The 11,700-nt window shown below is 72.5% G+C and carries 10 protein-coding genes; 3 read left to right on the plus strand and 7 right to left on the minus strand.

The annotated features are described in order from the left end of the window. The first annotated feature begins 346 nt into the window (after positions 1–346). A complete protein-coding gene (locus AB0L29_RS34670) occupies positions 347–718 on the plus strand; it encodes a PRC-barrel domain-containing protein (RefSeq protein WP_365833211.1) in 372 nt (123 codons plus the stop codon). A 114-nt stretch (positions 719–832) separates the two neighbouring features. On the opposite strand, the gene AB0L29_RS34675 is transcribed toward AB0L29_RS34670, so the two are convergent. Further along, a complete protein-coding gene (locus tag AB0L29_RS34675; RefSeq protein ID WP_365833213.1) occupies positions 833–1,267 on the minus strand; it encodes an ATP-binding protein in 435 nt (144 codons plus the stop codon). A gap of 519 nt (positions 1,268–1,786) precedes the next feature. Between AB0L29_RS34675 and AB0L29_RS34680 the strand changes: the two genes are divergently transcribed. Next, positions 1,787–2,074, plus strand: coding sequence for a DUF4190 domain-containing protein (locus AB0L29_RS34680; protein WP_365833215.1), 288 nt, complete (start codon positions 1,787–1,789; stop codon positions 2,072–2,074). Between the two features lie 193 nt (positions 2,075–2,267). Here AB0L29_RS34680 and AB0L29_RS34685 read toward each other — a convergent pair whose 3' ends face one another. Further along, on the minus strand, positions 2,268–4,172 hold the full coding sequence (locus AB0L29_RS34685; RefSeq protein ID WP_365833217.1) for an AMP-dependent synthetase/ligase: 1,905 nt from the start codon (positions 4,170–4,172) through the stop codon (positions 2,268–2,270). A gap of 155 nt (positions 4,173–4,327) precedes the next feature. On the opposite strand from AB0L29_RS34685, the gene AB0L29_RS34690 reads away from it, so the two are divergent. Then, positions 4,328–4,564, plus strand: a complete 237-nt coding sequence (locus AB0L29_RS34690) for a DUF6480 family protein (protein WP_365833219.1) — start codon at positions 4,328–4,330, stop codon at positions 4,562–4,564. A gap of 33 nt (positions 4,565–4,597) precedes the next feature. Here the strand turns inward: AB0L29_RS34690 and AB0L29_RS34695 are convergent, their stop codons facing one another. The 5 genes from AB0L29_RS34695 to AB0L29_RS34715 form a co-directional block, all read right to left on the minus strand. Then, positions 4,598–5,686, minus strand: a complete 1,089-nt coding sequence (locus AB0L29_RS34695) for a glutamate--cysteine ligase (protein WP_365833221.1) — start codon at positions 5,684–5,686, stop codon at positions 4,598–4,600. Positions 5,687–5,794: 108 nt separating this feature from the next. Further along, positions 5,795–8,011 carry a 1,4-alpha-glucan branching enzyme gene (glgB, locus tag AB0L29_RS34700; protein WP_365833223.1) on the minus strand — a complete coding sequence of 739 codons (2,217 nt, stop codon included), beginning with the start codon at positions 8,009–8,011 and terminating at the stop codon, positions 5,795–5,797. Between the two features lie 2 nt (positions 8,012–8,013). Continuing rightward, on the minus strand, positions 8,014–9,375 hold the full coding sequence (locus tag AB0L29_RS34705) for a maltokinase (RefSeq protein WP_365833225.1): 1,362 nt from the start codon (positions 9,373–9,375) through the stop codon (positions 8,014–8,016). A 28-nt stretch (positions 9,376–9,403) separates the two neighbouring features. After that, entirely contained in the window at positions 9,404–11,122 is a 1,719-nt protein-coding gene (gene treS / locus AB0L29_RS34710; RefSeq protein ID WP_365833227.1) for a maltose alpha-D-glucosyltransferase, read from the minus strand. Then, positions 11,119–11,700, minus strand: a 582-nt coding sequence (locus tag AB0L29_RS34715) for a DUF3459 domain-containing protein (protein WP_365833229.1), incomplete at its 5' end; no start/stop codon positions are given. The genes AB0L29_RS34715 and treS, both read right to left, overlap by 4 nt.

Raw genomic sequence — 11,700 nt, forward strand, 5'->3', positions numbered from 1 at the left:
CGCGAAGTGGCGGGGAGCGCGCATGACCCGGCCGAAGGGGGGTACCCGAAACAGTTTCGGCTCCGGTGGCGCGGCCCGCCGCCGGAGCGCGGGACCGGTGTCCGCAGCGGCCGTGTCCGCCGCCCGTCCACCGGGGAGGAGCGAGGCCGTGCGAGCCGGGGATCCCGTCCCGGGGCGGCCGGTGCGGGAAGGCGCGCGGGGACGGGGAGCGACCCGCCCTCGTTGGGACGGCGTACTCCGAATGCGCTTGCGCCGACAGGGTATTTGGCTGCTGTGGAGCCGGGCGGGACCGCATCGCCGCCTGCCCGGTCCCCGACTCGTCACTCAGCGGGAGGGAAGGATCAGCGTGCCCATCGACAGAATCTGGTCGTACACGCCGGACAGTGGCCACGTCGAGGGGCGGGACCTGACGGGCTACACCGTCGTCGCCAGCGACGGCACCATCGGCCACGTCGACCGGCAGGCCGACCCCCACGGCATGCGGCACCTGGTCGTCGACACGGGCGTCTGGGTGTTCGGCCGGAGCGTCCTCGTGCCGGTCGGGGTCGTCACGGGGATCGACACCGGGGACCGGCGGATAACCGTGGCCTGCACGAGGGGCGAGGTGAAGGCCGCGCCCCGGTTCCGGACCGACAGCGAGACGATGGACCCGGAGTACCTCACGGCCGTCGGCGACTACTACCACGGCCTGCCACCGCGCGAGACCTCCGCGAGTTGAGCGGGGTGACGCCGGTCCGCACGGGTGCCGCCGTCGCCCCCGCGACGGCGCGCTCGGGCCGGCCGGTGCGCCGTTGCGCGCCTTCCGCCCGCCTCACCACGGCAGGAAGACCCCTCACCACGGCAGGAAGACGTGGATGTCCTTGCCCTGCTCGTTGGCGACCACGCTGACCTGGTCGCACAGGGTGTGGATCAGATGCCAGCCGATCCCGCCCCCTCCGCGGCTGGGGTGGAAGGGCCGCGGCTCGGGTTCGGTGGGGCTGGTGTCGTGCATCACCACGTGCACACCGTCGAAAGTCCGGCGCAGACGCAGCTGGAAAGGTCCCGGTGCGTACTGGACCGCGTTGGCGGCCAGTTCCGTGACGACCAGGAGTATGTCGTCCCAGTGCTCGGGAGCGGAGGGAGCCGACACGCGTGCCAGGTCGTAGAGGAACTCCTCCGCGACCAGACGCGCATCGGTCACGTCGTGCAGCTCACCTGAGAAGCTGGCGACGCGGCTCGTGATCTCCTCGGAAGCCAGTGTCTTGTCCCAACGCGGCTCGGTTGCCATCTCGCCTTCCCGGCCCTGCGTGAGCAGGGCTGTCGCCCGACGTGAGCAGGGCTGTCGTCCTTTCTCTTGCGTCCCCTTCGTCTGTTAGTTCCCGTGCTGGCGGAGCCTACGCGCCCGTCTGCCGGGGCTGATGCGGGCCGATGTCCCCGGCCGCCGGGCGGGGGAGCGCTGGGTGACGGGCAGGTCACCCAGCGCCCGCGCGACGGCTCGGGGGCGCCGGTCGGTGGCTCCGGCGCCGGGGCGGACCGATTTTATGGCGGGAACGCCACCGGGTGGGGAGAACGGCGGCAAGGGGTCCCGGACGCCGGACGCCATGCGGGCGCGGGGTGGGACGGAATTCCATATTCCTGAAAGGGCACCCGCAGGTGATGCCCGCCGGTATCTCCCCGGCGTATGCGAGGACCGATGAATTCCCCGGAATACGGGGCGAGTTGGCGGGAACCCGGCTTGCAGGCACCTTCGGGCACGCTTCGTGGGGGAGCGTGCGACCGTCCAACGACCCGACACCGGGAGATTTCGATGACGAGTTACGGCAGTTCCCCTGCCGCGTCCTCCAAGGCACGCACCAACGGTCTGGCCGTCGCGAGCCTGGTCTGCGGAATCATCGGCCTGTTCGTCTTCAACGTGATTCTCGGACCGGTCGCGATCGTGCTGGGCGCCGTCGGAATGCGGCAGGCACCGGTCAAGGGCGGAGCGGGCATGGCCAAGGCCGGTGTCGTGCTCGGCATCGTCGACCTGGTCCTCTTCGGCGTCCTGCTCGCCCTGTCCGCCGCCAACGGCGGGTTCAGCTGGTACGTGGGCGGTTGATCGGGTTCCGCGAGACGCACCCCGGGGGGGGGGGGCGGCCCCCCCCCGGGGGGGGCCCCCCCGGGGGCCGCGGGGCACCCGCGCCCGGGGGCGGTCTGGGTGGTTGGGGGGGGGGTGGGGGGGCCCCCCCCCCCCCCGCCGGGGGCCCCCCCCCCCCCCCCCGCCGCCCCCCCCCCCCGGCGTGTGCCGAGGGTCACCGGAACACGTTGTCGGAGTCGTCCCAGGCCGCCGACTCGTCCGCCGCCGGCAGCCGCCCGGCGCGCGCCCGGGACTGGTACATCGCGTCGATCTCGGCCGCGTAGCGCCGCACGATCTCGTCGCGGCGCAGTTTCATCGACGGCGTCAGCAGCCCGTTGGCCACGTCGAACGGCTCCGGCAGGATGCGGAAGACACGGATGGACTCCGAGCGGGACACGGCGCTGTTGGCCCCGGCCACGGCCCGGGCGACCTCCTCCCGCAGCGCGTTCTCCTCCCGCGCCTCCCGCAGCGGCGCGTCGCTCTGCCACGCCAGCGCCGCCCGCCAGTGCGTGAGGAACTCCGGATCCAGCGTGATCAGCGCCCCCACGCAGGGCCGGTTGTCGCCGACGACGACCGCCTGGTGGATGAGCGGATGCATCCGCAGCCGCTGCTCCAGCAGCGCCGGGGCCACGCTCTTGCCGCCGCTGGTGATGATGACGTCCTTCTTGCGGCCGGTGATCGTCAGATAGCCCTCGGAGTCCAGCCGCCCGAGGTCCCCGGTGGCCAGCCAGCCGCCCCGCAGGGCGGCGCGGGTCGCGGCCTCGTCGCCCAGGTAGCCCTGGAACACCGACGGCCCGCGCACCAGGATCTCCCCGTCCCCGGCCACCTGGATCTCAGTGCCCGGCAGGGGCTGTCCGACGGTCCCGGACTTCTCCCGGCCCAGCGGCTGCATCGTCACCCCGCCGCCGGTCTCCGTCAGGCCGTACCCGTCGTGCACGTAGACGCCGATGCCCTCGTAGAAGAGGGACAGGTCGCGGCTGAGCGGCGAGCCGCCCGAGGTGGCCCGGCGCACCCTGCCGCCCAGCGCCTCGCGCAACTTCCGGTAGACCGTGCGTTCGTACAGCGCGTGCTGCAGCCGCAGATCGAAGCCGGGCCCGGAGCCCCGGCCCAGCCGCTGGCGCTCCACGGCGGCGGCGAAGTCCCGTGCCGTGTCGGCGGCCCGTTCGAACAGCCCGCCCCGGCCCGCCTGCTGGGCCGTGCGCAGGAATGTCTTGTAGATCTTCTCGAAGATCGACGGGACGCCGTAGAGGTACGTCGGGCGGAAGGTGCGCAGGGCCGACGACAACGCCTCCCCGCTCAGGTCGGGCTCGTGCCCCATCAGCAGGCCGCCGCGCACACAGATGCCCTGGATCATCAGGCCGTAGACGTGGGAGAACGGCAGGAACGCCAGGACGGAGCCCTGTTCCCCGGGCGGTGACACCGCGGAGGCCCAGCCCGCCAGCAGGGTGTCGCAGGGGCTGGCCAGGTTCCGGTGGCTCAGCGCGCACCCCATGGCGTGACCCGTGGTGCCGGAGGTGTAGGCGATGACGGCGGTGGAGTCCGGGAGCACGATGCGCCGCATCGAGTCGACCGTGGCCAGCGGGATGAACGCGCCGCGCTCCACCAGGTCCTCCAGCGCGCCCGCGTCCAGCTGCCAGACGTGCCGCAGCAGCGGCAGCGAGGCGCACACCGAGCCGACCGTCATGACGCCCTGCTCGTCCTCGACCAGCACGGCCACGCAGCCGGTGTCCCTGAGGATCCACTCCACCTGGTCCCGCGACGACGCCGGGTGGATCGGGACGACCTCGGCGCCCACCGACCACAGGGCGTAGGCGAAGACCGTCCACTCGTAGCGGGTGCGGGCCATCACGGCCACGCGCCGGCCCGGTGAGACACCGGAGGCGATCAGCCCCTTGGCGAGGCCCACCACCTCGTCGCGGAACCCGGCGGCCGTCACCTCCTCCCACCTGGTGGAGGCCGGATCGGGGCGGTGGGCCAGCATCGGCAGCGTGGGGCTCCGCTCCGCCGTCTCGAAGAGACGGTCGGCGAGCCCTCCGGTCAGGGGAGCGGTGGCCGGGGGAGCCGGAGCGAGGTCGCGCATGCACTGCTCCTGACGTGTACGGGGTGTGACTCGGCCGACGAGCACCGTCATCGGCGGTGCTCGAATCTAGCCGAGCCGACGGCCCCCGGTGGCCGGGAACGCGGAAGTCGTCCTCGTCGTGATGATCTCGGCGGGATCGGGGGACCCGGGACGGCATGAGCCAGCACATCAGCCCCGATCCCGAACCGGAACGCAGCACCGGCCTGGAGCCGGGCGGCGGCGTACCCCCGGGCGAGACCCCGCCCGCGGAGAGCAGCATGCCCGAGGCCGGTCCCCTGGAGAGGCACAACCCGCCCAAGGGCTGGGCGAAGGCGCCCCTGGCGCTGATCCTCGGCCTGGTGGTGCTGGTCGCGGCCTTCTTCCTGGTCTACGCCCTGATCCTGATCCTCTGAACCAGCCCGCCGGGAGCCCGCCGGCGGGACGTCTCACCCCTGCGTGTGCCGCGCGCACTCCGTGACGACGTCCCGCAGGCTCCCCGTGCGCTCCAGCAGGGCGCGCTGCACCTGGGCGCCGGTGCCGCCGTCCAGCAGCCGGTCGCACGCCTCCCGGGCACGCTCCAGGTCGCCCGTGTCGGCGAGCGCGTCGGCGACGTGGTCCAGCAGGGACCGTACGACGGCCTCGGCGGGCATGCGCCGCATGGTCGCGGGGTGCAGCAGCTCGCCCGTCAGGCCGGCCTGGGCGGCCCGCCAGCCGGCCAGCCGGAGCAGGCTCACGCTGTGGTCGGCCGGCTCCTCGCCCGCCCGCCACTGACGCGCGGCGGTCTCCACCAGCCCGCGGGCGAGGGTGGCGATCAGCACGGCGGTGTCCGCGTGCAGACAGACGTCGGCGACCCGTATCTCGACCGTCGGGTAGCGCTGGGACAGCCGGGCGTCGAAGTAGATCATCCCTTCGTCCAGGATGGTGCCGGTGGCCACCATGTCCGCGACCCGCCGGTGGTACCGCTCGGCGGAGCCGAAGATCTCGGTCGGACCGGCCGACGGCCAGCGCTGCCACACCCGGCTGCGGTAGCTGTTGTACCCCGAGTCCTTGCCCTGCCAGAAGGGCGAGTTGACGCTGAGCGCCGCCAGCACGGACAGCCAGGGCCGCATCCGGTCGACGACCGCCACGCCCTCCTCGTCCGACTCCACCGACACGTGCACGTGGCAGCCCATGACGAGCTGCTCACGGGTGGCGATGCCGTACTGCTCCTCCATCCACTGGTACCGCCGGTTGAGGCCCACGGAGGGGCTGACCGGCAGGGGGGAGGTGGCGAGCGCCGCGACGGTGCAGCCGATGTCGCCGGCGTGCCGGGCGGCCTCCTTGCGGCAGCGGCCGATCTCCGCGCGCAGGCTCTCCATGGACGACTGCGGATGGGTGGCGAACTCCAGCATCTGCTCGTGGAGTTCCTTCTCGAACACGTCCTGGTCCGCGTCGTCGTGCTCGGCACGGGCGAGCACCGCTGCGGACTGGGCCCGCGGATCGCCGGTTTCCGGATCGACCAGGAGGAGCTCCTCCTCCACTCCGACGGTGCGCACGTGATGCCGCCTTTCTGTGTCCTGTCGCGACGACGCCGAGGTGTCCTCGGCCGTACGACCTCGAATGCCCCGCTCGCGGCGCGGGACACCTGGGGGCGTCGTCGGACCTCACAGAGCCGGCGGCCTCAGCCACACCGTGGCCAGCGGCGGCAGGGTGATCCGCAGGCAGCCGTCCTCCGGCTTGACGGGATCCGGGTGGGTGACGCCGCTGCCGCCGTAGCGGGCGGAGTCGGTGTTGAGGACCTCCTGCCAGGCGATCACGTCGTCGGGGACGGCGAGGCGGTAGTCGTGGCGGACGACGGGGGAGAAGTTCGACACCGCGAGCAGCGGGCCGCCCTCGTCGTCGAAGCGCAGGAAGGCGAAGACGTTGTCGTCGGCGGCGTCCACCGCGACCCACCGGAAGCCCTCCGGGCGGGTGTCGAGCCGCCACAGCGCGGGGGTCGTCCGGTAGACGGTGTTCAGGTCGCGGACCAGGTCCCGCACGCCCCGGTGGTCGCCCGCCGAGTGGTAGCCGTCGTCGAGCAGCCACCACTCCGGCCCCTGCTCCACCGACCACTCCGCCCCCTGGGCGAACTCCTGCCCCATGAACAGCAGCTGCTTGCCGGGGTGGGCCCACATGAAGGCGAGGTAGGCCCGGAGGTTGGCCCGCCGCTGCCACCAGTCGCCCGGCATCTTCGACACCAGGGCCCGCTTGCCGTGCACGACCTCGTCGTGGGAGATCGGCAGGACGTAGTTCTCGCTGTAGGCGTACACCATCGAGAAGGTCATCTCGTGGTGGTGGTACTTGCGGTGCACCGGCTCGTGGGCGACGTACTCCAGCGAGTCGTGCATCCACCCCATGTTCCACTTCAGCCCGAACCCGAGGCCGCCGGTGTCGGTGGGCCGGGTCACCCCGCCCCAGGCGGTGGACTCCTCCGCGATCGTCACCACGCCCGGTGCCCGGCGGTACACGGTCGCGTTCATCTCCTGGAGGAACGCCATCGCCGCCAGGTCCTCGCGGCCGCCGTACGCGTTCGGCTCCCACTGGCCGTCCTCGCGGCTGTAGTCCAGGTAGAGCATGGAGGCGACCGCGTCCACGCGCAGCCCGTCGATGTGGAACTCCTCGCACCAGTACACGGCGTTCGCCACCAGGAAGTTGCGCACCTCGGTGCGCCCGAAGTCGAACTCGTACGTGCCCCAGTCCGGGTGCTCCGCGCGCCGCGCGTCCCCGGGCTCGTACAGCGGGTCCCCGTCGAACCGGGCCAGCGCCCAGTCGTCCTTCGGGAAGTGCGCCGGCACCCAGTCCATGATCACGCCGATGCCGGCCCGGTGGCAGGCGTCGACGAAGTACCGGAAGTCGTCGGGGGTGCCCAGGCGGGCCGTCGGGGCGTAGAAGCCGGTGACCTGGTAGCCCCAGGAGCCGCCGAAGGGGTGCTCGGCGACCGGCATCAGCTCGACGTGGGTGAAGCCCAGGTCCTTGACGTACGCCGGGAGCTCCTCGGCGAGCTGCCGGTAGGTCAGTCCCGGCCGCCAGGACGGCAGGTGCACCTCGTACACCGAGAAGGGCGCCTCGTGCACCGGGACGTCCGCGCGGTGCGCCATCCACTCCCGGTCGCCCCACTCGTACCGCGAGGACGTCACGATCGACGCCGTGTCCGGCGGCTCCTCCGTACGGCGCGCCATCGGGTCGGCCTTGAGGAAGCGGTGGCCGTACCGGGAGGTGATCTCGAACTTGTACGCCGTGCCCTCGCCGACACCGGGCAGGAACAGCTCCCACACCCCGGACGCGCCCAGCGACCGCATGGGGAACTGCGTGCCGTCCCAGTGGGTGAAGTCCGCGGCAACCCGCACGCCCTGCGCGTTCGGCGCCCACACGGTGAAGCGGGTGCCGGCCACGCCCTCGTGGGTCACCGGGTGCGCGCCGAGCGCCTTCCACAGCTCCTCGTGGCGGCCCTCGCGGATCAGGTGCAGGTCGAGCTCGCCGAGCGCGGGCAGGAAACGGTAGGGGTCGTGCACCTCGTACTCGCCGCCGTCGTAGGTCACCAGCAGCGTGTACGCGGGGATCCCGTCGAGCGGCAGGACGCCGGAGAAGAGGCCGTCGCCCTCGGAGGCCAGCCGGGTGCGCTCCCCGCCGATCACCACGCTCACGGCGCGGGCGAAGGGGCGCAGCGCCCGCACGACGACCCCGCCGGGCACCGGGTGGGCGCCGAGCAGGGCGTGCGGGTCGTGGTGGGAGCCCGCCAGCAGGCGCCCGCGGTCCTGAGGGCTCAGCGGCGGCGCCGCCAGGCACGGGACGGGGCCGGACGACTCGGGCGGCTCGGGCGGCGAGGTGTCGCGCAGGGCCATGGTCAGTCTCCTCTCACGGCGAGGCGCTCGATCGCCGCCATCGGTACGGGAAGCCAGTCGGGGCGGTGCCGGGCCTCGTACAGCACCTCGTACACGGCCCGGTCCGTCTCGTAGGCGCGCAGCAGGCCGTGCTTCTTGCGCGGGTCCCAGCCCGCGCGGGAGGCGTAGCCCGCGCAGTAGGCCTCCCGGCAGCGGCGCGCCCACTGCGGGCGCCAGGGGCGGCGCTGGCGGGCGGCGTAGTCGAAGGAGCGCAGCATCCCGGCGATGTCCCGCACCGGGGAGTGGGCGCTGCGCCGTTCGGAGAGCGGCCGGGACGGCTCCCCCTCGAAGTCGATGACGAACCACTCGCGCCCGGCCCGCAGCACCTGCCCCAGGTGCAGGTCGCCGTGGATGCGCTGGGCGGGCGGCCCGGCATCGCAGGTGGTCAGGGCGGCGAAGGCGGTCCTGAGGCCCGGGACGAACGGCCGGAGCGCCGGGACGCAGTGCGCGGCGGCGGTCAGGCGCTCGTTCATCGCGGCCGCCGTGCGTCCGTTCTCCCCGGGGGCGCCGACGGGGAAGGCCGAGGCCAGCGCGAGGTGCACCTCCGCCGTGGCGCCGCCGAGCGCCCGGGCCTGAGCCGTGAAGTCCTCCCCGGCGGCCAGCGCGTTCAGCGCCAGCGTCCAGCCGTCGGACGCGTCGCGCAGGTAGGGCTGCAGCACGCCGAGCGTGGCCTTGAACGGGTGCTTCGTCTGGAACCAGGCCACGGGGGCGGGCACGCGGTGGCAGCCCCGGCGGGCCAGCGCGCCCGGCACCTCCAGGTCGGGATTGACGCCGGGCTGGATGCGCCGGAAGACCTTCAGGATGTACTCGTCGCCGTACACCAGCGAGGAGTTGGACTGCTCGGCGTCCAGCAGCCGCGGCGCCAGCCCGGCGGGCACATGCTGGGACGGGTCGCACGCGAAGCGCAGGGGCCCGGTCGTGCCGGGCCGCCGCAGCCGCTCCAGGAGCAGCTGGGTCGTGCGGGGGTCGTGGAGCGCGTCGTAGACCGTCAGACCCGCCAGCGGCCCGTCCTGCACCCTGCCGATCAGCGCCCGGCCCAGCCGCGGGGAGGGGTGCTCCCGCACGCCGAGCAGGAGCTGGTAGCAGTCGCCGGCCGGGGGAGCGCCGCCGGGGGCGGGCACGCCCCCGTGCCCCGCGTGGACCAGCAGGTGCAGACAGCCCGGGAACAGCTCGGTCGTCGACAGCACACCGAGGTCGGTCACGGGCCGGTCCTTGCCGGCGAACCAGCGCTGCCTCGGCAGCCACTCGCGCAGCAGCCCGCCGAGCGACTCCAGGGGCTCGGCGAGGCGCGTGCGGTCCGGGCGGAGGGATGCGGTCTTCGGCATGGTCACGCCTCCTTTCGTCGGCGCAGGCTCACAGTCGCCGGCCGATGCGGGATGCGACTCGAGTGAGCCGGAACCAGTAGAAGCCGTGGCCCCCGAGGGTCAGCAGGTACGGCAGTTCGCCGATGGCCGGGAAGCGCACGCCGCCGAACAGCTCGACCGGATGGCGCCCGGCGAACTCCCGCAGGTCGAGTTCGGTGGGCTGCGCGAACCGCGCGAAGTTGTTCACGCAGAGCACCAGGTCGTCCTCGTACTCCCGCAGGAACGCCAGCACCGCCGGGTTCGAGGACGGCAGTTCGGTGTAGGAGCCGAGGCCGAAGGCCGGATTCTGCTTGCGGATCTCGATCATGCGGCGGGTCCAGTGCAGCAGCGACGACGGCGAGGCCATGGCGGCCTCGACGTTGGTCACCTGGTAGCCGTAGACCGGGTCCATGATGGTGGGGAGGGAGAGGCGGCCCGGGTCGCAGGTGGAGAAGCCCGCGTTGCGGTCCGGGGTCCACTGCATCGGGGTGCGCACCGCGTCGCGGTCGCCGAGCCAGATGTTGTCGCCCATGCCGATCTCGTCGCCGTAGTAGATGATCGGCGAGCCCGGCAGGGACAGCAGCAGCGCGGAGAACAGCTCGATGGTGTGCCGGTCGTTGTCCAGCAGCGGGGCGAGCCGGCGCCGGATGCCGATGTTGGCGCGCATGCGGGGGTCCTTGGCGTACTCGGCCCACATGTAGTCGCGCTCCTCGTCGGTGACCATCTCCAGGGTCAGCTCGTCGTGGTTGCGCAGGAAGATGCCCCACTGGCAGCCCGAGGGGATGGCCGGGGTCTTGGCCAGGATCTCGGAGACCGGGTAGCGCGATTCGCGCCGCACGGCCATGAAGATGCGCGGCATGACGGGGAAGTGGAAGGCCATGTGGCACTCGTCGCCGCCGGAGCGGTAGTCGCCGAAGTAGTCGACGACGTCCTCCGGCCACTGGTTGGCCTCCGCCAGCAGCACGGTGTCGGGGTACTGGGCGTCGATCTCGCGGCGCACCCGCTTGAGGAAGGCGTGCGTGGCCGGCAGGTTCTCGCAGTTGGTGCCCTCGGCCGCGTACAGGTACGGCACCGCGTCCAGCCGGAACCCGTCGATGCCCAGGTCCAGCCAGAAGCGCAGGGCGGCCAGGACCTCCTCCTGGACCCGCGGGTTCTCGTAGTTCAGGTCGGGCTGGTGGGAGAAGAAGCGGTGGAAGTAGTACTGTCCCCGGACCGGGTCGTGGGTCCAGTTGGAGACCTCGGTGTCGACGAAGATGATGCGGGCGTCGGGATAGCCCTTGTCGTCGTCGGCCCACATGTAGAAGTCGCCGTAGGGCCCGTCGGGATCCTTCCTGGACTCCTGGAACCACGGGTGCTGGTCGCTGGTGTGGTTCATGACGAAGTCGATGATCACGCGCATGCCGCGCTGGTGGGCGGCGTCGACGAACTCCACGAAGTCGGCCAGGTCGCCGAACTCGGGCAGCACGGCGGTGTAGTCGGAGACGTCGTAACCGCCGTCCTTGAGGGGCGACTTGAAGAAGGGCGGCAGCCACAGGCAGTCGACGCCCAGCCACTGGAGGTAGTCCAGCTTGGCGGTCAGGCCCCTGAGGTCGCCGACGCCGTCGCCGTTGCTGTCCTGGAAGGAGCGGACGAGGACCTCGTAGAACACGGCGCGTTTGAACCACTCCGGGTCCCGGTCCTTGGCCGGGGTGTCCTCGAAGGTGTCCGGTACGGGCTCGTTCACGGTCATGACGTTCCTGCCCCTCCGTCGTGCGGCGCGGCGGGCGGCAACGGGAGGTGGAGGACGTGCGCGGGAGCCCGCCCCGGCTCCAGCCGCACGTAGTTGGACCTGCCCCAGAGGTAGGTCTCGCCGGTGAGCTCGTCGCGCACCGGCACCGGCTCGTGCCGGTCCAGGCCGAGTCGCGGCATGTCCAGCGAGACCGTGGCCTCCTGGGTGTGGTGGGGGTCGAGGTTGGCGACCACCAGCACGACGTCGGATCCGGCGCGCTTGCTGTACGCGATGAGCGCGTCGTTGTCGGTGTGGTGGAAGTGGAGGTTCCTGAGCTGTCGCAGCGCCGGGTGGGCCCGCCGGACGGTGTTGAGGCGGGTGATCAGCGGGGTGATGGTGCGGCCCTGGCGTTCGGCGGCCTCCCAGTCGCGGGGGCGCAGCTGGTACTTCTCGGAGTCGAGGTACTCCTCGCTGCCCTCGCGCAGCGGGGTGTTCTCGCACAGTTCGTAGCCGCTGTAGATGCCCCAGGTGGGGGAGAGGGTGGCGGCCAGCACGGCGCGCACCTCGAAGGCGGGCCGGCCGCCGTGCTGGAGGTAGGC

It is taken from the genome of Streptomyces sp. NPDC052701 (assembly GCF_040678355.1).
Lineage (GTDB): Bacteria > Actinomycetota > Actinomycetes > Streptomycetales > Streptomycetaceae > Streptomyces.